The 21112-nt window shown below is 58.1% G+C and carries 19 protein-coding genes; 7 read left to right on the top strand and 12 right to left on the bottom strand.

What is annotated here, in order from left to right:
* Window positions 1-193: 193 nt before the first annotated feature.
* Entirely contained in the window at window positions 194-1408 is a 1215-nt protein-coding gene (locus B2A78_RS19185) for an ankyrin repeat domain-containing protein (protein ID WP_077731640.1), read from the bottom strand.
* Window positions 1409-1587: 179 nt separating this feature from the next.
* On the opposite strand from B2A78_RS19185, the gene B2A78_RS19190 reads away from it, so the two are divergent.
* From B2A78_RS19190 to B2A78_RS26175, 5 genes are all read left to right on the top strand, one after another.
* On the top strand, window positions 1588-2637 hold the full coding sequence (locus B2A78_RS19190; RefSeq protein ID WP_143735226.1) for a hypothetical protein: 1050 nt from the start codon (window positions 1588-1590) through the stop codon (window positions 2635-2637).
* 275 nt (window positions 2638-2912) lie between these two features.
* Window positions 2913-3539, top strand: a complete 627-nt coding sequence (locus tag B2A78_RS19195; protein ID WP_077731642.1) for a class I SAM-dependent methyltransferase — start codon at window positions 2913-2915, stop codon at window positions 3537-3539.
* Window positions 3540-3632: 93 nt separating this feature from the next.
* The gene (locus B2A78_RS19200) at window positions 3633-4016 is read left to right on the top strand and encodes a hypothetical protein (protein WP_077731643.1); all 384 of its coding nucleotides are present in this window, start codon (window positions 3633-3635) and stop codon (window positions 4014-4016) included.
* Between the two features lie 251 nt (window positions 4017-4267).
* Window positions 4268-4660, top strand: coding sequence for a Rieske 2Fe-2S domain-containing protein (locus tag B2A78_RS19205; protein WP_077731688.1), 393 nt, complete (start codon window positions 4268-4270; stop codon window positions 4658-4660).
* Between the two features lie 105 nt (window positions 4661-4765).
* A complete protein-coding gene (locus B2A78_RS26175) occupies window positions 4766-4921 on the top strand; it encodes a hypothetical protein (protein WP_168175481.1) in 156 nt (51 codons plus the stop codon).
* A 562-nt stretch (window positions 4922-5483) separates the two neighbouring features.
* On the opposite strand, the gene B2A78_RS19210 is transcribed toward B2A78_RS26175, so the two are convergent.
* The 11 genes from B2A78_RS19210 to B2A78_RS19260 all read right to left on the bottom strand — a co-directional run bounded on the left by B2A78_RS19210 (window position 5484) and on the right by B2A78_RS19260 (window position 18405).
* Entirely contained in the window at window positions 5484-7949 is a 2466-nt protein-coding gene (locus B2A78_RS19210; protein WP_077731644.1) for an EAL domain-containing protein, read from the bottom strand.
* A gap of 7 nt (window positions 7950-7956) precedes the next feature.
* A complete protein-coding gene (locus tag B2A78_RS19215; RefSeq protein ID WP_077731645.1) occupies window positions 7957-8394 on the bottom strand; it encodes a response regulator in 438 nt (145 codons plus the stop codon).
* Complete coding sequence (locus tag B2A78_RS19220; protein ID WP_077731646.1) at window positions 8391-10103, bottom strand: PAS domain S-box protein; 1713 nt, start codon at window positions 10101-10103, stop codon at window positions 8391-8393. The genes B2A78_RS19215 and B2A78_RS19220 overlap by 4 nt, the downstream gene beginning before the upstream one ends.
* 989 nt (window positions 10104-11092) lie before the next feature.
* Window positions 11093-12088 carry a hypothetical protein gene (locus B2A78_RS19225; RefSeq protein ID WP_077731647.1) on the bottom strand — a complete coding sequence of 332 codons (996 nt, stop codon included), beginning with the start codon at window positions 12086-12088 and terminating at the stop codon, window positions 11093-11095.
* Complete coding sequence (locus B2A78_RS19230; protein ID WP_077731648.1) at window positions 12085-12384, bottom strand: beta-hydroxyacyl-ACP dehydratase; 300 nt, start codon at window positions 12382-12384, stop codon at window positions 12085-12087. The genes B2A78_RS19225 and B2A78_RS19230 overlap by 4 nt, the downstream gene beginning before the upstream one ends.
* Before the next feature lie 40 nt (window positions 12385-12424).
* Window positions 12425-13066: a hypothetical protein gene (locus tag B2A78_RS19235; protein ID WP_077731649.1), complete on the bottom strand. Its 642-nt coding sequence runs from the start codon at window positions 13064-13066 to the stop codon at window positions 12425-12427.
* 3 nt (window positions 13067-13069) lie between these two features.
* The gene (locus tag B2A78_RS19240; protein ID WP_240502592.1) at window positions 13070-13339 is read right to left on the bottom strand and encodes a phosphopantetheine-binding protein; all 270 of its coding nucleotides are present in this window, start codon (window positions 13337-13339) and stop codon (window positions 13070-13072) included.
* 53 nt (window positions 13340-13392) lie between these two features.
* Window positions 13393-14445 (bottom strand): hypothetical protein, encoded by a 1053-nt coding sequence (locus B2A78_RS19245; RefSeq protein ID WP_077731650.1) that lies wholly within the window; start codon window positions 14443-14445, stop codon window positions 13393-13395.
* A 41-nt stretch (window positions 14446-14486) separates the two neighbouring features.
* Entirely contained in the window at window positions 14487-15767 is a 1281-nt protein-coding gene (locus B2A78_RS19250; protein ID WP_077731651.1) for an NAD(P)/FAD-dependent oxidoreductase, read from the bottom strand.
* A 153-nt stretch (window positions 15768-15920) separates the two neighbouring features.
* Window positions 15921-17129 (bottom strand): cyclopropane-fatty-acyl-phospholipid synthase family protein, encoded by a 1209-nt coding sequence (locus tag B2A78_RS19255; RefSeq protein ID WP_077731652.1) that lies wholly within the window; start codon window positions 17127-17129, stop codon window positions 15921-15923.
* 490 nt (window positions 17130-17619) lie between these two features.
* Complete coding sequence (locus B2A78_RS19260) at window positions 17620-18405, bottom strand: peptidase (RefSeq protein ID WP_077731653.1); 786 nt, start codon at window positions 18403-18405, stop codon at window positions 17620-17622.
* A 278-nt stretch (window positions 18406-18683) separates the two neighbouring features.
* Here B2A78_RS19260 and B2A78_RS19265 point away from each other — a divergent pair, with 278 nt between their 5' ends.
* Window positions 18684-20144: a circularly permuted type 2 ATP-grasp protein gene (locus tag B2A78_RS19265; protein WP_077731654.1), complete on the top strand. Its 1461-nt coding sequence runs from the start codon at window positions 18684-18686 to the stop codon at window positions 20142-20144.
* Window positions 20129-21106, top strand: a complete 978-nt coding sequence (locus B2A78_RS19270; RefSeq protein WP_077731655.1) for an alpha-E domain-containing protein — start codon at window positions 20129-20131, stop codon at window positions 21104-21106. Before B2A78_RS19265 ends, B2A78_RS19270 begins: the two co-directional genes overlap by 16 nt.
* Window positions 21107-21112 lie beyond the last annotated feature (6 nt).

Raw genomic sequence — 21112 nt, forward strand, 5'->3', positions numbered from 1 at the left:
TCTTCGTCGGAAGGGTCGCGACTAAAGCGACCGTTTGCGATTGGGAAAGGATTGCCGAGCTACGAATGCTTGAATCAATTCACCCGAGCCGAAGGCGCCAACGACTTTCGCCAAGCCGGTTTTGCCGTACGAGCGAGATGAAAACGCTCTATCATCCTTTGAAACCTCGCGGCGTGTGATCGGCTTGACCCCTTTAATTCGTCCGCCCTTGCGCTTCTTCCTCGCATAACGCCTTCCATCGTTTCAGGGTCATCTTCTTCCCGAACCTCAGATTCTCATCTTGCAGGCTTACGTTCGCCGGATCGCGTGCAACATCGATGAATTCTCGAGGGGCGCTGGTTGGCGCCCCTTTCGAGACGAGGTAATTCAGAATGTCGGGCCTTTCCGCATAGATAGCCATGTCGCTCGGAAAAACCCTGAGCTCGGGGTCTTTTCTATCAACCGGGTAACCCGCTTCGACGAGAATTTCGACGGCCTCTCTGCTTTTGACGGCGATGGCCAATAGAAGCAGGTCGTCCTTGGACTCGAGACTTGCGTTTCTCTCGATCAGTTCCTTCAAAACGAATGGGTTTTGGTAGCGAACGGCATAATAGATGACCGAGTGGCCTCTCCAATCCCTGGCATTGATGTCGAACTTTTTTTGCATCATGCGGCGAGCGATCTCATCGTGACCGCCTTCCAATGCGGCCATTATCAGGGTGTTTTTATAGCTGTCATATTCATGGTAATCGAGGTTCAGCTCTTCATTATTCAGGAGATTTTTCGCTTGCGCGTAATCTCTTTTCTTCATTGCCTGAATGAATTCTCGTTCGAGGTTGCCCGGTTTCCAGGTGTCCGGAATCAGTCCGGGAAGATACTCTTTCGATGCCATGACGGCAGCAAAACCAAAGATGCCGATAAAAGCCCATTTGACGTGTTTGAACCAAACGGGAGCGTGTTCAAAAATAGGGTCGACATCGTTTTCTGTCGCCGCGGACAGCATTGGCCAGCATAGAAGAGTCAATCCGAAGAAGATCGAACCGAGAACAAAATAAATGGCGGCGGCGGTATAGCGTACGTAAAAGGTATCGACATACACGCCGCCTTTTCCATCGGCCACGACGCTGATAGGGACCTGGTCTCCAGGCTCATACCATTCGATGGGAACGATATTGGGATCGGTGTAAGTTTTGCCCTTGTACTCGACCTTGGGCTGCGGAAACCAGACGCCCGTCGTGTAACCGGTGCCTGTTGTTTTTCGGACTCTGGATATCTCTTGGTGGTAGCCAAGCAGTTTGGCGGTGGTTTTCTCGAGAGAGGATGAGAGAACCGTTACCCGCAGTGATTCGTAGGTTTCATGGCAGGCGAGCCCAATCAGGCCGATGCCCGTTACGATGAACAAGCCGGCGACAAACCTAAATAGTCCCATAGCTTATCGTTTCTTTCGATGGTTTATTGTTGCGATCATATATTGCGTCGGCATAAAGAGCGATCTTCGACAATTCAGTCCGTAGGACGCACCGACATTCGGGAAGCGCCCTTCGACTCGGCTCAGGACAGGCGTCGTCGCCGGTTTGGCAATGCTGAAAGCGGCCAAGGTTCGGTTGATTGTCCGCCGCAAATTCTAGTCTAAGACATAGTGGCGGCGCACAATTCCACTGTTCGGATTGGTATCTCTCGCGCGGCGGGAAACACCTGGAGCCAGTTACCTCCCTGTTGCCATCCGGGGATTTCGTTGAGCAAGTTGCGAATAATGAGGAAAACGTCCCTTGTCATTTGCCAGGCTTATCCACCATGTTGTTTCGGGTCTCATTCCTTGAACGCGTATTGATCCGGTTTAGCGGAAAGATTTCGACCTTATCCGCCAGGGTAAAAATCTCCGCTTTCCTTGTTTTGGTCGCGTTCGCCTTGGTCGGTGTTTATGCCACCGTCACATTCATGGTCGAGCGATGGTATTACGGCGCGTTCCCTGAAGCGCAAGTTACTGCCAGCTATCGGAGAGACATCAAGATATCGAAACATCTCTTCGCTCTTGAGCTCGCAAGAACAATCAATACCAAACACCCAAACAGAAAATACTCGACCGTTGCGGCCGCCCGCCTCGATATCGAAAGCGCTGTTTACAAGGTAGAGCCAGACCATTACAGAAGCATCGATAATTTTATCGAGGATGTGAAAAAGGAGGTTTCTTCCGGGATTAATCTCAATAATCCCGACAAAAAGGACGTCCAGCGTTTAGCCGATGTCATCAAACATATCCTGTATCTTCGCCTGATAAATCACACGGCTCCGCAATACCTGTTGTCTCAAGGACTGGATGAAAAATCGCTGGATTGCGATACGCTGGTAACGCTCTATCTCGCGGTCGGTGAAGCGCTCAATCTTCCGTTTCGAGCGGTCGTCCTAAAGACGAACGATGCGGCGCGCGGGAACATCGAGCACGTCATGCTCGTTTGGAGAGCGGGGAAAGGACGCTGGTACATCGAAGTGACCAATACCGAGCTTGCTGTGCCGTTGAATGAAGACGAATTTCGCGCTTACCGGGAGAAAGAAGGATTTACGACCTTTTCGGAACTCAACTCTTCCGATTTTTTAGAGGACGTGAAATGGACGGAAATCGCGAAGTATTACTACAACACGATTATTTATCGCCCATGACTCCGTCCCGTGGCCGGACAAGACCGGTTCGCCTCATCTTCCCTCATTTCGGGAAAACCGCCGAGAGCTTCCTCAACCGCCCGAGGTCGCCACCGGCGCCGTACAAACCGGCATTCGCATGACCCCGAGCGTCAGCATCGGCGACAACTTCCGGAGAAAGCGAAGCTTTTACTGTGCCGGTTCGTCTCCCTGCCGCGCTCGAAGGACATTGCGTCTTAAGACGACCGCCGAAGTGCTATACACTGGGATCGGAAATTCCCAGTCACTGATCGACCATGAAGCTACTGCCCGACGATCTGAACAAGATCGTAACCCTGACACTGGCGCACTATAACCGGCATGCGGAAGATTTTCGGGAGGGAACGCGGAATCACGACGTCAGCCAGAACATTGATGCGCTGCTGCGCCATATCGAAGGGGACCCGCCCTTCAGAATCCTCGATTTCGGCTGTGGGCCGGGGCGTGATCTCAAGGAATTCGCCAGGCGCGGACACATAGCTGTAGGCGTGGAGGGGGCGGAGCGCTTTGCGGCCATGGCGAGGGAGGATACCGGTTGCGAGGTGTGGCAACAGGATTTCCTGCAACTCGACCTTCCGAATAGTTCCTTTGATGGCATATTTGCCAATGCGAGCTTGTTTCATGTTCCATCCCAGGAACTGCCGAGGGTACTCGGTCAATTGCATGCCGCACTGAAGGCGGGCGGCGTCCTTTTCAGCTCCAATCCGCGCGGTACCAACGAGGAATGCTGGAGCAGCGGACGCTACGGCGCTTACTATGACCTGGACGGGTGGCGTCAGCGGATGACCGCTGCGGGATTCGTGGAGCTCGAACACTATTTCCGGCCCGCCGGATTGCCTCGACCGGCGCAGCCCTGGCTGGCCAGCGTGTGGCGGCGGTCCTAGGTTCCATGAAACGAATCCTGCAGTTTCGCCGGCCGGTCTCTTCGCGCGAGCTGGCTTGCACGTCGGGAAACTCAATGGACAGGAGATTTCACGATGAATGTCGGCGATCAGAAATCCTTTTCCGTCCGCGCTAGATCGTTCTGGAACGACAGCGGCATCGATCTCGCCGCGGGTGGCATTTATCAGTTTTCCGCTCGGAGAACATGGACGGATTTCTTCATTTCCTGCGGCCCCGCCGGGTACTCCGGTTTGTCTTATCAGAACAAGTTGGGGTCGTCGCTGCGTCTTCCACGCGAGAAATGGTTCGCTCTCTGCGGAGCCTTGGACCGGAACGGCCAGACGGCATTTGTTATCGGGGAAAGCTGTCGGTACACCGCCGAAGCCGCAGGGCGGCTGTACTGTTTCGCGAACGATGTGCCGGGGTGGTACTGGAACAATTTCGGAAGCGTGGAAGTAATCGCGACGCGCCTTGCTTGAACCCGATTCTTGCCGCTATCGACCTGTGACCGTTTCTCCAAACGATTCGGTGCCGATCGGCACGTTCACGACAAACATTGTCGGGTTTCCATCACTCTTCTTTCTTCGGATATCGGCAAAGGCCCGCGAGATGGCTAAAAATCGAGCAGTTTAATCCTGGTACCGGAATTGCTTGATGGCTCATGGGCGCAACGTCCGCCGAGATCCTGTGCGCGGCGCTTCGGTCCGATCCTCAATCTTGGGTGTGCGATATGAATGAGCTATTTGTAGTTTGCCGTACGACGGAAATAGACGAAGAACAGGCGCGGGGCTTTTGGCTGGCCGTGCGAACCGAGACCGGCGAGGTAAAACCCTGGCCGATTCTGATTACGCGCAAGGGCAACCGTTTTTTTGGATTTGAAAATGTCTGCCCTCATGCCGGCAGCCGGCTGGATACCGTACCGGGGCAGTTCATGGATGAAGATGGCAACTTTCTGACCTGCGGCCAACATCACGCCCAGTTCGACATCGATAGCGGGCACTGTTTCATTGGACCCTGCCAAGGCAAGCAGCTCACAGCCGTGCCTTTGATCGTCGATGACGGCGATGTTTGCGTCACCGGCGTGGAACTAGCCGAAGAAGACGGCCTGGATCTCGACGCGTGATGAATTTCCGGACGGCGGTTTTGTGAGGAATCCGAGATGACACCGGAGCAGCAAGTCCGGCTTCGCGCTTTTCTGGCGAGCCTGCCGGAGATGAGCGTGGATTAATTGTTCGAAGCTCTGCACAACGCGCGCAGCTGCAAAGCGGCAGCGACCGAAGGCGATGCTCCTTATTGGCGCGCGCTGATGCTCGGCGTGGGCGAACAACTGCACCGGCGTCTTGGCCCCGGCGCTCTGCAAGAATATGCCAGGCGTTATTGCTGAACCGATCGGCTGATCGCGATCGACACGATTCACCGAAAACGTTCCCGGTGAAGAGTCCGCGCGTTCGGGTGGTCTTGCGGGCGTGAACGCATCGGTAAGAAAGCTCTGATCAGGTCCTTCTTCAGGATCGGGACAAACGGTAAGGTGTTGATTCGGCTCGTGGTGAGCTCATCGACTCCCCTCATGCGTCCAGACGAAGGGCACGAACTGCACCAACTTCTTTAGCGTTTCCGTAATTTTTCCGGTATTCGGCGCCGCTGGAAACCACACTTCCTCGCCGGGAAACCGGCTTTAGAGCATTTTTCACCACAATATAGCGACATAGCATGGGAGACCGCTCCACCCCCTAAAATGGAAGCCGAAAGAATCGTAGGTCGGCAATCCGTTGCCGACAAACCCGCTGGCCGGACAGTTGCTGTCGGGAAGGGTCGCGACTAAAGCGACCGTTTGCGATTGGGAAGGATTCCCGACCTACAACAGCGGGCGCTACACCAAACCGAGAAACCGGCTCTAGCCAAGTTTTTGAGCAGTTCCAGCGCACCCATAAGCGAGTGAATGCCATTCATCGGTTCGCCATGGCCGCTTCCAAAATGGCTTGCATCGTATCGGCTGTCATCGGGCGGCCGAATAAATAGCCCTGGGCGACGTCGCAGCCGTGGCGCTTCAGGAAAGCTAGCTGGGCTTCCGCTTCCACTCCCTCGGCCAGCACCTCCAGTTTCAGGTTCCGCGCCATGGCGATGATGGCGGCGGCGATTTCCATGTTGGACGTATCTTGAGGAATGTCCCGCATGAAGCTTTGGTCGATTTTGAGCTTGTCGATGGGGAAGCGCTTCAGATAGGCCAGCGACGAGTAGCCTGTACCGAAGTCGTCGATCGCAATCCGGACGCCGAGCTCCTTGAGGGCAGCCAGTTTGGCCTCGTTCTCCGGGCCATCCTCCATGAGGGCGGTTTCGGTGATTTCCAGTTCGAGGTGATGGGACGGCAGGCCGGTTTCGGCCAGGATGGCACGGATGCGTTCGTGAAGATCGCCCTGCTGGAACTGGCGCGGCGAGAGATTGACCGCCAGCATTTCCAGCGGCAGACCGGCATCCAGCCAGGCTTTCATGCACCTGCAGGCCGTGCGCAGTACCCATTCGCCCAGCGGCACGATGAGGCCGGTTTCTTCCGCCAAGGGAATGAAACGATCGGGGGAAAGCAGACCCTGGTCGGGAATCTGCCAGCGCAACAGGGCCTCCACGCCGAAGATCCGGCCATCCGTCAGCGTCACCAGCGGCTGATAGTGCAAGACGAATTCATCCCGGTCCAGCGCGTGGCGCAGCCGGGTTTCCAGAGCGAGCCGCTCGTTGGCGGACGTGGTCAACGACTCGGTATAGAAGTGATATGTCCCTCGACCGCTGTCTTTTGCCTGGTAGAGCGCCGCATCCGCGTATTGGATGAGCCGATCGGCATCATCGCCGTCGTCGGGGAAAATGCCGATACCGAGACTGGCGCCGATGTAAACCTCCTGTCCGCCGGACAGCACGAAGGGTGCGCTGAGCCGGTCGATCAGGTGATGAGCCACGCTCGCGGCGTTCTCGGGATCGGACAGTTCTTCCAGCACCACGACGAATTCGTCGCCGCCCAAGCGGGCCACGGTATCGGTCTCGCGCAGGCATTCGCGCATGCGCTGCGAGGCGAGTTGCAACAGTTCGTCGCCGGTGGCGTGCCCCAAGCTGTCGTTGACGTTCTTGAACCGGTCAAGGTCGAGAAACAGTACGGCGCCGCGACTCCTATCACGCCTGGCGCGCTCCAGGGCATGGTTCAGGCGGGAGAGGAGCAAAAGCCGATTGGGCAAGCCGGTCAGCGGGTCGTAATGAGCTAGGTATTCCAGTTGGGTTTCCGAACGCTTGAGGTGGGTGATGTCGGTAAACACTCCCACGTAATTGACCGCCTCGCCTTGCTCGTTGCGTACCGTGCTGATGTTGAGCCACTCCGGATAGATTTCGCCGCCCTTGCGCCGATTCCAGAGTTCCCCCTGCCAGGAGCCGGTGGTGCGGATGGCGTGCCACATGGCTTGGTAGAACGAGCGGCTATGGTGGCCCGATTGCAGAAGGCGCGGGTTCTTGCCCGAAACCTCCGCCTCGGTATATTCGGTGATCATGGTAAAAGCCGGGTTGACCGTGAGGATGTTGCCATCGAGGTCGGTAATGATCACTCCCTCTTGAGTGCTGGTGAATACGGTAGCCGCCTGACGCAGCCGCTCCTCCGCCTGGCGTTGCTCCGTGATGTCCGAGGCCACGCCCGAGGTCAGGATGACCTTGCCGGCATCGTCGCACAGCGCGTAGCTGCGGTCGTTGATCCAGCGCACCGTGCCGTCGGGACGGTTGATGCGGTACTGAATGTCGAAGTGGCGGCCGTGTGCCAGCTCTTCCAAGGCACGCAAGACTTGCCGGGAATCCTCGGCATGAACGGCCTCCATCCAAAGCTTGGGATTCGCATACAGTTCGGCGCAGGGTCGTCCCCAGACCTGTTCGAATGCGGGGCTCACGTAAAGAACGGACTGGAAATCCGGCGCGCTCAGCCAGAACACTTCGCCTATCGTTTCCGCCATCCGGCGAAAACGCAGTTCGCTCTCGCGCAGGGCCTTTTCGGCGGCATGCCGCACACGCCGCTCTTCCATCTCGCGCAAGCTGCGCTCTATGGCCGGCCCGAGACGGCCCGGACGGTCCTTGAGGACGAAGTCCCAAACGCCCTGTTTCAGGAGTTCGACCGCTCTCTCTTCGCCGATACTGCCCGAGATCAGGATTACCGGCAAATCGGGGAGCCTTTCCTGTATGAGCCTGAGACTCGCTTCGAAATCCAGGCCGGGTACGCTGTAGTCGGATAACACGGCATCCCAGCTCTCTTCCTCCAGGGCCTGGTTCAGTTCTCCGCAGCTAACAACTCGCCGACAGCGGGCGGTCAACCCGTGAAGCCGCAGCTGGCGCTGAATCAAGAGGAAGTCGGTCTCGCTATCTTCGATGACCAGAAGGTTTAGCGGCGCGGTCACGGTCTAGTCAACCCCATGGCGGTTCGTTCGTGGCTAGCCAGTAAACCCCGAGGCGCGCCACCGTTTCTGCGAATTCGGTGAAATCCAGGGGCTTGCGGACGAAACTATTGGCACCGTGTTCGTAGCTGCCCAAGCGGTCTCTCTCCTCGTCGGAGGACGTGAGGATGACCACCGGCACCAGACGGCTACGCGGATCGGCACGCAGCCGTTCCAGCACTTCCAGACCTCCGATTCTGGGCAGGTTGAGATCCAGCAAAACCACCGTGGGCAAGTCGGGACCTTCGCGTGTCGCGAATTCGCCCTCCCGGAACACATAATCCAGCGCCTGCTGGCCATCGCGTACCACGTCCACCTGATTGGCCAGATTGACCCTGCGCAGCGCGCGCAGGGTCAGCATCTCGTCCTGAGCGTTGTCCTCCACCAGCAGAATCGTCTTGGCTTTCATCGAATTTCCTCGTCTCCGCGGCCCACGGCCGGTAGCGAAAAACGGAAGGTAGCGCCCTGGCCCGGAGCAGAAACGGCGTCAATCGTGCCACCGTGACGATGAACGATGCGCTGGACCGTGGCCAGGCCTATGCCCAGACCCGGAAATTCCTCTTGCCGGTGCAGCCGCTGGAACGGCTGAAACAGTTTGCCGGCGTGGGCCATGTCAAAACCGGCGCCATTGTCTGCCACATAAAATCGCCGATACTCGCCTTCAGAGGCTTGCTCGGCATACACCCGGATCATCGGCGTATCGGTGCCGGCGGTGTATTTCCAGGCGTTGCCGATGAGATTTCTCAGAACCACTTCGATCATTCGAACATCGCCCCGAGCGAAAAGGCCCGGTTCTACGCACCATTCCACCCGGCGGGCCGGTTCCACCCGAGTCAACTCGGCGAGGATGCGTTCCGCAAGCGCGGAAAGATCCACCGGGTCACGCCCCAACTCACCGCGGGTGCAGCGCGAAAGCTGGAGCAGGCCGTCGATCAGTTCGCCCATGCGACGACTGGCGAGCATGATTTGATCCAGATAGACGCGGGCTTCGCCTTCCAGGCGCTCGCCGTAATCCTCCATCAAGGCCTGGCTGAATCCGCTCATAGCCCTAAGAGGCGCGCGGAGGTCGTGAGAGACGGCGTAGGCGAAACTCTCCAACTCCTGGTTGGCGGCCTGGAGTTCGGCCGTACGCTCCTCGACCCGCCTCTCCAGATCGGCATTGAGGAGGCGGATTTCTTCCTCGGCCCGCTTGCGCAGGGTGATATCGACGACACTGACGATCACATGGAGCTCCCCGCCAATGGCCACCGGCCCCAAGCTCACCTCGCAGGGAAACTCTTCCCCGTCGGCCCGGACAGCGTGCAGATCGCGGCCCTTGCCCATGGCGCGCGGCTCCGGATGGCGGAAATACTCCGAAGCGAGCATCTGATGACGAACATGAAAACGTTCGGGTATAAGGACGTCCATCGGACGTCCGATCAGCTTTTCGGACGGGCAGCGGAAGAGCTCGGCGGCACGCCCGTTCGCTTGGACGATTTGTCCGCCGCTATCGACGACGAGCATGGCCAAAGGCGAGGTATCGAAAATCAGCTGGGCTCGCGCCTCGCTTTCGCGCTGTGCCGCCTCGGCCGTGTCCTTGGCCCGGGCATAAATCTCCGCTTCCATCCGCAAAACTTGTTCACGCAGCGACTCGGTGAGCCGGCTCTGCTCGATTCCCTGCTGTTTGAGCCGGACGAGTTCGGTGACGTCCTCCACTCGGTGGATGATGTAGGCGACCGAGCCGTCCGCGCTCAGCACGGGGGAGTTGAATGGGCTCCAGTAGCGCACGGCAAACCCGCCGCCTTCCTCCTCTGGTATACGGATATCGTATTTCTGCACCGCCATGACATCCGCCGTACGGTTCCGCAGCACACGCTGCAGGGAGGCTCTCAAGTTGCGTACGCCAGTGGCGTCAGGGTCCTCGGGGTTGTCCGGGAAGACCTCGAAAATATCGCGACCGATAATCTCCTTCCGTTGCGTCATCGTGGCACGCGCATAGGAGTCGCTGACGGCTGCGATACGGAGGTCCGGAGTCAGCACAAGATAAAGGCCCGGCGCAGATTCGAATAAGACCCGGAAGTCCGGATCGTCGATTGGAATGCGAGTTAACGGCTGCGAAGCGTCTGGCTCGGCGTTCATATCGCTGATCGGATCAAGCCTGGCCTATTTCGGTTGTCCGGCTGCGGAAAAGCATAGCCTTCGGCGGCACGCGGCAGAGCCAAATTATTATCGTTCATTGTTATTCTTTATAGTCGTTCATTGTGCCGTCGGCGCCAGCGTTCTCTCTGCTATCGCCGTCGAACAGTCGTTGTCCCAACCCATAACGCAGCACCAAGCGTTACCACGGGCTGCGCCAATCATATTCCCGACCTTACCGTAGAGAAACATGGCGTGCTATCACGTTTGACGTAGCGACCGGCCCGCGGCTTTCCAAGCTGTCCGCTCCCGGCTTCTCGCGTCTGCTCGACAAAAACCGAATCGGCGCTTTCCGTTAAAGAACTATAAAAATAGTAGGAAATTTCGCGCAACGTGAATTGTTATCTTGACAGAGAAAAATTCTACTGGAGGGTTTTGTGCCGGCACATCATCCGCGGAAGAGATTCCTCAGGCGCTCGAAGATTTGATATGGCATCGGCTTGGCGGTTCGAGTGACGCGGCGTCGCCGTGCTGTCCGTCATTTCACCGGCGAGCGCTGCGCAGCTAGTGCATTTTTAAACCTACTGTACGAGCACTGGCGAGTAGGTCGGGGATCCCTTCCCAATTGCAAACGGTCGCTTTAGTCGCGACCCTTCCAATCGCAAACGGTCATCCCAGCGCTCCTGGGACGACCGTTTGCGATTGGAGCGCCGAAGCCGCCCTTCCCGACGCCATGCTCCGGCCGAGCGTCTTCGTCGGCAAGGGATTGCCGACCTACGATCGTGCATCCCCGTAGATCGGGAGTCCTTTCGCGACGCCACGGCCCGGCCGAGCGTCTTCGCCGGCAAGGGATTGCCGACGAATGCTTGAATCGGTTCACCCGAGCCGAAGGCGCCAACGAGTTCCGCCAAGCCTGTTTTGCCGTACGAGCGAGATGAAGACGCTCTAGTGCAAGATCTTCGGTTCGACCGTCTGAGCGGGGCTGGATCGAATTATGAAGCCGGAGAGCCACGATTGGCGGATGCTCGACGAGGTTCAAAATTCCGGGTCATTTCGGGACTTAAGGCATCGGACATACGCTGCTCGTCCGTGCTGTCGCTCTTATCCCAAAAATCATAAAAATTGAACCAATTGTAAGGCGCCTGGCGGCAGTAATGTTCCAGCCGGTCGGCGTAGTGCTGCATGAACGCCCGGATTTTTTCGTCGCGGTTTTTCCGGGAACACTCGATGCGCTCGGCCAGCAGCTCAAAGTGTACGTCGTAATCGGCGCCGCCTTTGTGGAGACAAAAGAACAGAATCACCGGAGCCTTGAACAAGTTCGCCAGCAGCACTGGCGCCGCCGGGAACCAGGCGTCCTCGCCGAGAAACCGGCACAGGACGCGCTTCTCCCCGTGTACGCTGCGGTCTCCGAGCAAGGCGACCACGCCGCCGTTAGCGATGTGCTCATCCAGCCCCAGAAGGGCGCTCGCCGTGCCTACGGGGATGATGTCCTTGAACAGATCCGGGTTCAGCGTCCTGAAAATGGCATTGATCTTGGGGGAATTTTCGCCGTAAACCAGCGCCTTGACGGAAAGCCCCCTGTGCCTCAGCCCGAGGCCGCGGAGGATTTCGAAGCTGCCGACATGGGCGCCGACCAGGAGGAATCCCTGTTTGTCCGCTATCAGCCGCTCCAGCAGATCGAATCCGTGCATCCGGATTTGAAAGAATTCGTCCCGCTCGGCGAACACGAACACCCTGTCGAGCAGAGCTTCGGCGAAAGTGTGATAGTGGCGGAACAACTCCCGGCCCGACGGTGGTCTACCGAAGATGCGTGTCAGATAGGCAGCGGAAGCTTGCCGCGCGCGGTCGGCGAAAATCAGAAAATACGCCGTGATGGGGTAGAGCAGGGCGCGGGCGATCGGCCGCCCGAGCCGCAGGGCGATCCAGACGATCGTTCGCAGCCAGAAGCCGGTGCTGCGCTCTTTTTGATTAATCCAGCTGCGGCTCATGGTGCGACTGAGGTGAACAGTAGACGCCCTTGCGCGATGCGCCGGTCGCCCGAGAAGCAGTCGAATTTCACCGATTTTTCTCCCGCATCATCGAATTGCACCCGGCACGGTTCGCCCGGACGGAGCACCGAGAGAAATTTCGCGGCAGGAATGCCGGCGAGGCGAAAGCCTGGATGGCCCGCCAGCCAGAGACAGGCGATCTCGTCCAAAATCACTACGCCGGGCACCACCGGATTGCCCGGAAAATGACCGGGCAGGGCAGGGTGGTCTGATGAAACGGTAAAGTGTGCCTCCATCGGTCTGGTTGTCGTTCGAGTTCGCCCGGCGGAATTCCGGTCAGTTCTTGGGCGCCGAGATTACGCCCGAGCGGGCGATGGTCGCGATCAAGTGGAGGATGGACGGATGGCTGTGATGCCGGTAGCGGATGCGCCGGTAGATGTACTCGGTGATGAAAAACGCGCCGACGAAGAAATAATTCACGGTGTTGGTGAATAGGAGAAAGGTTTCCACCGGAGCGAACAAGGCCAGCAACACCGATTCCAGAACCAACAGGCAGAAAAAGATCGCCCAGGCCCAGGTGAGATTGCGAGTGTAAATCCGCAAATCGTCGGGCAGCACACCCCGCCGCTCCAGCCGGGCAAAGCGTGTAATCAGCGGTTCCCGCCCCGGAGTCAGCGTCGTCAGGAATAGGCTTGCGAGTATCAGGCCGATGCCGACGGGCGAAAAATAGATCATCGCGTCCGGCCTCAGATAAAAGAGCGGCGCGCAGAGGCCGATGCCCACCGCGAAAGGCCAAAGGCGGCCTATCATGCTCGACCGGCCTTCGCCCGATAAGCGCATTGCGATCAAGATGGCCGTGAAGAGAAGAAAGTCGACGAATCCAAGCCAGACCGGCGAGATGTCCGAACGGACGGCGGCAAAGGAAAAAACCGGAAAGAGCGCCGCCAGGCACACGGTTAAAGCCGGTTTGATCCCCATACCTTATTTCGAACGCCGCTTTTCGATGGTGCTGGCCAGCGCCCGGAGCGAAGAGAAAATATTAGTGACGTCCGGATCGTCCGATTTGATCTGAAGTCCGTATTTTTTGGAGATAACCAGGGAGAGTTCGAGCAGGTCTATGGAATCGAGTCCCAACCCGTCCCGGTACAGAGGTTTTTCCGGCTCGATGTGCTCGGGAATGGCTTCGAGATTCAACGATTCGACGATCATCCGTGCCAGTTCCAGTTCCATCGGGGTCAGTTGCGTGGTCATAAGCTATTGATATTCGACAGTTAGATCATTAAGGCCGATCGCCTTGGACCGGATTACGGACGGGGCAATCGAATAATGCCTTCGATTTCCAGCAAAAGGTCTCTGCGGCAAATATCGCCTTGTAGAAAGATAACCGGGCATGAAGGATTCAGGGTTTCCGCGAGCAGTCGCTTCGCGATGCCGAAATGTTCGTGATGGCGTATATAAACTTTCAACATGCTGTCTGGCCCCAATTCTTCGAGCTTGATTCGGGACTGGCCCAGCTCGTTTAGTACGGCCTGAATGTTGCTCAGCGTTTCCCGCAATTGCCCGGCCGCATCCTCGTGATGCAGGGTTTCGTGCCCTACGATGCTCGCGGTTCCCGACAGATAAAGCTGGCGTTCACCGCCGAACTCCGTCAGCGTCGCGCGCGAAAACGACGGGCTGCGCGGTCCGTATTGTAACGGATATCGATAGGCGCTCACCTGGCGCGGATTCTCGATCTGGCGTCCCGGGACGCGGGAGGCGATGAAATAGATCCGCAGCCCTTCTGCCCCGGTCCCGATTGCGCTGGCGGCGGGCAAATCCCGGTCGAACACGTAATCGGCTTCGGCGAAGGCTTGGTGCCGCCCCAGGCAAAAGCGCTGATAGTTTTCGAGCCCAAGGTATTCGCCGTTGATCCGCGGAAGATAGTTCCACATGCGGATGAGATGGGTATAGCCGGAGACGCGGATCAGATCCAGTATCCGGCAGTACGTCCGGTAAGTCCGGGCTTCCACCGAATCCTGCTCCTGGTCGGGCAAATAAAAGCAGCCGAACAGAATATCGCCGTTGCAGGCGTAGCGTATCCCCTGATGTTCTCCGTAGCGTGCCGGCTGTGGGCTGAGCCAGACTTCGCAAAGCTTTTGTTCGTCCAAGCTGCTCATGGGCAGCGTCAGGACCGGGTACGGCGTGTCTGTACCGGATTCGGAAAAGCCATCGAAGCCGATGATTCCGAGCACGGAGGCTGGCTTCGTGTTCGTCAGACCGCTCAGGGCTTCGGCAGGAAACAGGGTGAGATAAACGGGCGGATCAAGCCTGGCGGAACGCTGTTGCGTAACGCCTAGGCTCGGATCGAAAGAGCCCATTCGTGCTGGCAAATTCATGTCGGGCGTATATGAGACGAGCTTCAGGATGCGATGTTTTGGCGTCTGCGCTTATGGGCCGCGTAGTTATTGATCGGGTCGAACAGGCTTTTCAAATAATAAATAACCTTGAACATCAAGAGTTTGGGCGCGATCGGGGTGTTCCGGAACAGGTCGCCGGCAAGCAGCGAAATGACGCCTTCCTTGATACGGAACCGGTTGTGAGGATGGATGATCAAGTCCCGCATGGCGGGTGTGGTGATGCGGTAGATGAACCAGGAAAACGTCTTCAGCCCGCGGCGCACCGATTTTTCGTACTGATTGAGGCGTTTTTCCGCGGTTTTCGGCTCGCGCAGGATGCCGTCCACGGTCTCCGCGCCGGACATCGCGCCGTACAGCGCGAGATGGACGCCGCTGGAAAATACCGGATCGATAAAGGCGAAAGCATCGCCGATCAACAAGTAATTCTTGCCCCTCATCCGTTTGGAAGCGTACGAATAATTGCCGGTCGCGGTTACGGGCGACACCAGCCGGGCGTTTTTCAGGCGAGCTTGCACCGGCGGGCATAAGGCGATGGTGTCGAACAGGAATTGTTCGACCGGTGTCTGGCGGCCTTTCAGATAATAAGGCCAGCAGACGGCGCCAACGCTCATCAGGTCCCCCTTGAGCGGGATCATCCAAAACCAGCCGTGATCGAACCAGTAAATGCTGATATTGCCTTCGTCCCGGCCGCTTCTGCGCTCGGCTCCTTCGAAATGGCCGAAAACAGCCGCGCTGCTGTGTTTCTTGTTGCGCTCCTTGGTGCCGAGCCTGTCGGCCAAAAAGGTGTCGCGGCCCGATGCATCGACCAGGAAGCGCGGTTGCCAGACATGCTCCGCGCCGTTTTCACCGGTCGCCCTGACTTTATCCACGCGGCCTTCGTGGAATTCCACCGAAGTCACGCGGCAGCCCTCGCGAACGTCCGCGCCCTTGGCGGCGGCGTTTTTCAAGAGGATATGATCGAACTCCGCCCGCTTGACCTCGAAGGCATAGGGATGAGTTTTGTCCAGAGCCTCGCCGAACTGAAAGTCGGAGCACTTGCCGTGGTAGATGGAATCGAATTCGGCGGCGTACTTGCGAAGACCGATCTTCTCGACCTCATTCAGCACGCCCAGCCGTTCCAGGTAAGGAAGACTCAAAGGCAGCAGGGATTCGCCGATGTGAAACCTCGGATGTCGATCCTTTTCGGCCAGAACGACGCGCCAATTCTTTTCCGCCAGCAACGCCGCAATCGACGACCCGGCCGGTCCTCCCCCGATGACCAGCACATCGCATGATTCGCTCATATGAGAATTCTTGAGTTGATAAGTCAGCCCCCGAGGCCGATAAGGATAATCGGCAAGATTCGTGCTGCCAAGCCACGTTTGCAGAAGACAGGGGGCGCAGACCCGCCCGGCCGCCGGCGCGGCCGGGATCGGCCGATCAGGGACGCGCCTTTCTCAATGATCCGTCACGAGGTAGTTCCGGGTGATCGGTACGGCTCCATGCCGCTTCGCCAGCTGAAGTTGAAAAACCACCATGTCGCGCCAGCGGAACGAGCCTTCGCATACCGCCAGATAAAATTCCCACATGCGGGCGAAGCGTTCTCCCATCCGCTCGACCACTTCGGCTCTATGGTTCTGGAAACGCCGAAACCATTCGCGAAGGGTATATGCATAATGCAGCCGCAACACCTCCAGATCGGTCAGAATCAGGCCCGAGCGCTGCATTGCCGGCGACACGTCGGAAAGCAAAGGGATATAACTGCCCGGAAAAATGTGGCGCTTTATCCATGGGTTGGCGGGGCCATCCTTGTTGGTGGCGCCGATGGTATGGAGCAGTGCTATGCCGTCGGGTTTCAGCAGTTTCGCCATTTGCCGGAAGAATGCCGGATAGTGGCGGGCTCCGACATGTTCGAACATTCCGACGCTGACGATCCGGTCATATTCTCCGGTGTGCTTCCGGTAATCTCGAAGATGGAAGCGAACCTGATCTTGAAGTCCGAGTCGTTCGGCATCGGCTTGCGCCACTCGGAGCTGCTCCCTGGAGAGCGTTACGCCGGTTACTTCGACGCCGGCTTCTTGCGCGAGGTAAACGGCTAAGCCTCCCCAGCCGCTGCCGATATCGAGGACCTGCATTCCGGGCTGTAGACGCAGCTTTCGGGCGATGAGCCGGCATTTGGCGAGTTGCGCCTCTTCGAGCGTCTGCTCGGGCGTTTCGAAATAAGCGCAGGAATAAAACAGGCGTTCATCCAGAAACCGTCGGAACAGCCATTCGTCGAGATTGTAATGATGGCTCACATTCCGGTAACTGCGGGCGATGGCGTTACCCGTTCGAACAAGCGGGTGCAACCATCGGCGGACATGCAGATAGGGTGCGGGTCCGGGTTCGGAGAAATTCCGCATCATGACCTCCATGAACGCCGGCAACGCGTCGGAGGATCCCACGTTCCAACCGCCTTCGAGATAGGTTTCGCCCAATTGAAGTTCCGGATCCCACAAGAGGCGGAGCAGGGCCGAAGGGTCTAGAACATTCCAGTGCGCTTCCGGCTGCCCGGTTCCGAAGCGGCGGCTCGGACCGCCTGTAACGTGAAGATGGAGAGAGCCTTCCCGGATATGCCGGTCCAATAGTCCGGTTACGGTCTGATGCAGTATTTTTTCCAGTGCCATCGGTTTTCACTCCTTGTTCACCGCGGTACGAAAAGCCTACCCGGATAGGATATAGCCAAAAATAATGTTCCGATTCGTGTTTCCGGCGTAGGGCGGGTTGGGCGCGCATCGCAAGGGAACCGAAAAGTTCCTTTGGGACACCTCGAAAAATCTACTGCGCGACTCGATTGCTGCGTTGCGCGGTGCGCGGAATCCTCATGTACTCCATGTACACTCCGGTTCCTGTGCTCCGGGCGCCTAGCACTCGGGGCGCTCGCGACGGTTTTTCGAGGTGTCCTTTGGTGTTTCCACGCGCCGTCGTCCACCGGGCAAGGCCGCGGAATCAGTGAGTTAGGCGCGCGGAGAGTCCGGCAGCGACGGCATGGTTCGTAGCAGTGCGCGTCTAATCCACCCTATATCTGAGTGAGACAAAACGGGAAGCGACAGATGCCGAACCGCTGGAACCGGGTACGCGCCAATCGGCATCGTTCAGCGAAAAGCCTGTTCGTTTCTATAGATCGAGTTGCTGCTTGAGCAGGGCGAGCTTAAAGTCGGCAGTTTGCGATTCGGCGTTTTCCCAGGGGAAATTCGGCAGATTTTCCAGAGCGAGAATCAACCCCTCGTTCCATTTCTCGGAAAGCTGCCGGGCGAAAGGATCATCCTCGGTGAGGAACAGCCGGCGGCCTTCGGTCAGGCTGTCTCGCTCGTAGATCAACAATTCCACCGGCGGGCCGACGGTCACGTTGCTGCGTATGGTGGAGTTCATGGAGACCAGGGCGCATCGGGCGGCCCGCTCCAGGCCGATGTCCCGCTTGATGATGCGGTCCAGGATGGGCTTGCCGTACTTGGTTTCGCCGATTTGCAGGAAGGGATGTTCCCCCGATTCGTGAATGTAATTGCCCTGCGGGTAAATCATGAAGGTCTCGGGCGGGCTATGGCCCAGCTGACCGCCGAAGATGAAGGTGGCCTCGAAGCTGGTGTTGGCGGTATCGCGGCTAGCCTGCTGGCGCTGTAGCTGGGTGCTGATCATGCCGACGTAATCCGCGGCTTCGCACATGTTGGTCGCCGTCATCAGATTGGGTACCCAGGCCTGCTCGACATCGCGATACATCTTTTTCACCACCGCCTGGGTGGTGGCGAGATTGCCGGCGGAGAGCAAGACAAAAACCCGCTCTCCCGGCCACACGAAGGTGTGCATTTTCGAATAGGTGCCGATGCTGTCCATTCCGGCATTGGTGCGGGAATCGGAGCAGAACACCAGGCCGCGTTCCACGTTGATCGAAAGGCAATAGGTCATGGCGATGTCAGGATGGACTCGGGTTATGGATATTCGATCGATTCTATCGTCAGACGTTTCAGGATGAAATCATTTAGTACTCGAGCGGCCGTGCGTCTCGAGGTCTTACGGTTCGCACCACGACGGCGCGGAACACGCGCATTCCTGCACCTGATCGGTTTTGTCGGAATATCGACAAAACGGTTGGACCGCTGTCTGCCCGGCGCCGCGCTGTAAGGCTCGACTCACTATTGGCACGGACGATGCTTCGTCGGAAACGTCAATATTTTTGTTCGATCATGAACATTTCCCACGACTACCGCGTCAGCGAAGCCTACGACGAACTCCTGGAACCGGGCGGCCAACCGCGGTGCGCCGCACGCGCCCTGTTTCATTATCTGAACACGCTTCAGCCGGGCGAACTGGAGGCTCGCCGGCAGTCGGTGGATGCGGCCATCATGACCATGGGCATCACTTTCACCGTGTACAGCGAGGCCGGGAACATCGACCGCGCCTGGCCTTTCGACATCATTCCCCGGGTCATGGCGAAAACCGAGTGGATGCGCATCGAGGAAGGGCTGAAGCAGCGCCTCACGGCCCTGAATCTGTTCATCAACGATCTCTATAACGAGCAGCGCATCGTCAAGGACGGCGTCTTTCCGCTCGAAGTGATCGCCGGTTCGCGCAATTTCCGGCAGCAGTGTGTAGGCATTACGCCCCGTTTCGGCGTGTGGGCCCATATTTCGGGCACCGATTTGGTGCGCGACAAGGACGGCACGGTCTACGTGCTGGAGGACAATCTCCGGGTGCCGTCGGGCGTGTCTTATATGCTGGAAAACCGACAATTGACGAAGCGCCTGTTTCCCGAATTTTTTCAGGGTTGCGATATCTTGCCGGTCGATGACTACCCGGTTCAGCTCTACGATGCGCTGGCGGCTCTTTCTCCGAGGGATGGCGAGAGGCCGGTGGTGGCCGTGCTGACTCCGGGAATTTTCAACTCGGCTTATTTCGAACACAGCTATCTGGCGCAGCAGATGGGCGCCTTCCTGGTGGAAGGCTCGGATCTGATGGTGGATGCGGATGACAGGGTCTACATGAAGACCGTTTCCGGCCCCAGGCGGGTCGATGTGATCTACCGCCGCATCGACGACGATTTTCTGGATCCGGAGGCCTTCCGTCCGGACTCGGCGCTCGGCGTTCCGGGTCTCATGCGCGCCTGGCGCAACGGCAAGGTCGGCATTGCCAATGCGCCCGGCTCGGGGGTGGCGGACGACAAGGTCGTATACACCTACCTGCCTAAAATCATCCGCTATTACCTCGATCAGGACCCGATCATTCCCAACGTGCCGAGCTATTTGTGCATGGACGAAAAAGAGCGGGCTTATGTGCTGGCCAACCTGGACAAACTGGTGGTCAAGCCGGCCAACGAATCGGGCGGCTACGGCATGATCATAGGCCCTAGGGCCAGCCCCGAGGAACGTGCGGCGTTCGCCGAGCTGATCCGGGCCAATCCGCGCAATTACATGGCGCAGCCGACGCTGAGTATCTCCACCGCGCCGACCCTGGTCGGCGATTGCCTCGCTCCCCGCCACCTGGATCTTCGGCCTTTCATACTGCAATCCAGCCGGCTCTACGCCACCACCGGCGGACTGACGCGAGTGGCGCTGAAAGCGGGGTCCCTGGTCGTGAATTCATCGCAGGGCGGGGGCAGCAAAGATACCTGGATCGTCGACACGGAGGACGCATGCTATCCCGCGTAGCCGAGAACTTGTATTGGATGGCCCGTTATCTGGAGCGGGCCGAGAATACCGCACGCTTGATCAACACCACGACCGATGTGCTGCTGGATCTCCCCAAAGGCGCCTCGTTCGGCTGGGATATCCTGCTCAAGTTGGTCGGCCTGGACGAACTCTTCGAAGAGCATTACCGAGAGGCGAACGAATCCAATATCCTGCGCTTCCTGATCCAGGACGAGCGCAACCCGAGCGCCATCGTATCCAGCATCCGCCGCGCCCGCGAGAACAGCCGCACATTCCGGGAAATCCTTCCCAAGGAATTTTGGGAGCGGGTAAACGGGCTTTATCTCTATGTCCAAGGATTCGCGTCCAGCGCGGCGCAAAATCGGGCGCAGCGTTACGAAGTCCTCAATCACATCATCGAGCGCAACCAATCGCTGGCCGGCTTGCTGATCAGTTGCATGAGCCACGACCTGGTTTATGAATTCATCAGGCTGGGGAGAAACATCGAGCGCGCCGACATGACCACGCGCATCGCGGATATCAACGCGGCCGTGCTGCTCCCGCGGCAAGGCGGCGCGTTGGAGCCTTTGCAGGAGCGGTTGTGGATGAGCGTGCTCAAGGCCTTGAGCGCTTACCAGATGTACCGCCGTCACGTGGACGTGCATGTGCGCGGCCACGCCGTGCTGAATTATCTGCTGCTCGATCCCCATTTTCCGCGGACCGTCCGTCACTGCCTCTCGGAAATCGAGGAGTGTCTGGCCATGCTGCCGAACCACAAGGAGGTCATGAAAGTGACTCGCCGGACTTGGCGGCGGCTCACGGGCCTGCGCTGGGAAGGCTTGGCGCCTGCCGTTCTGCACGAGTACTTGGATCAGGTCCAAACCGACTTGGGCGCCATTCATGTGGCGGTGTCGAATCAGTATTTCTATTTCTATATGCGACAGCAACAGACTACCTCGACAGTACGGGTAGTCAATGAATAGGGAGTA

The sequence above is a fragment of the Methylocaldum sp. 14B genome, from assembly GCF_002005105.1.
GTDB lineage: Bacteria > Pseudomonadota > Gammaproteobacteria > Methylococcales > Methylococcaceae > Methylocaldum.

Coding starts and splice junctions, on each gene's coding strand:
- B2A78_RS19230 (WP_077731648.1), bottom strand. CDS start 12,384: ATGGAGGCACACTTTACCGTTTCATCAGACCACCCTGCCCTGCCCGGT.
- B2A78_RS19250 (WP_077731651.1), bottom strand. CDS start 15,767: ATGAGCGAATCATGCGATGTGCTGGTCATCGGGGGAGGACCGGCCGGG.
- B2A78_RS19270 (WP_077731655.1), top strand. CDS start 20,129: ATGCTATCCCGCGTAGCCGAGAACTTGTATTGGATGGCCCGTTATCTG.
- B2A78_RS19245 (WP_077731650.1), bottom strand. CDS start 14,445: ATGGGCTCTTTCGATCCGAGCCTAGGCGTTACGCAACAGCGTTCCGCC.
- B2A78_RS19185 (WP_077731640.1), bottom strand. CDS start 1,408: ATGGGACTATTTAGGTTTGTCGCCGGCTTGTTCATCGTAACGGGCATC.
- B2A78_RS19255 (WP_077731652.1), bottom strand. CDS start 17,129: ATGGCACTGGAAAAAATACTGCATCAGACCGTAACCGGACTATTGGAC.
- B2A78_RS19200 (WP_077731643.1), top strand. CDS start 3,633: ATGAATGTCGGCGATCAGAAATCCTTTTCCGTCCGCGCTAGATCGTTC.
- B2A78_RS19240 (WP_240502592.1), bottom strand. CDS start 13,339: ATGACCACGCAACTGACCCCGATGGAACTGGAACTGGCACGGATGATC.
- B2A78_RS19205 (WP_077731688.1), top strand. CDS start 4,268: ATGAATGAGCTATTTGTAGTTTGCCGTACGACGGAAATAGACGAAGAA.
- B2A78_RS19265 (WP_077731654.1), top strand. CDS start 18,684: ATGAACATTTCCCACGACTACCGCGTCAGCGAAGCCTACGACGAACTC.
- B2A78_RS19235 (WP_077731649.1), bottom strand. CDS start 13,066: ATGGGGATCAAACCGGCTTTAACCGTGTGCCTGGCGGCGCTCTTTCCG.
- B2A78_RS19195 (WP_077731642.1), top strand. CDS start 2,913: ATGAAGCTACTGCCCGACGATCTGAACAAGATCGTAACCCTGACACTG.
- B2A78_RS19220 (WP_077731646.1), bottom strand. CDS start 10,103: ATGAACGCCGAGCCAGACGCTTCGCAGCCGTTAACTCGCATTCCAATC.
- B2A78_RS19260 (WP_077731653.1), bottom strand. CDS start 18,405: ATGACCTATTGCCTTTCGATCAACGTGGAACGCGGCCTGGTGTTCTGC.
- B2A78_RS19225 (WP_077731647.1), bottom strand. CDS start 12,088: ATGAGCCGCAGCTGGATTAATCAAAAAGAGCGCAGCACCGGCTTCTGG.
- B2A78_RS19215 (WP_077731645.1), bottom strand. CDS start 8,394: ATGAAAGCCAAGACGATTCTGCTGGTGGAGGACAACGCTCAGGACGAG.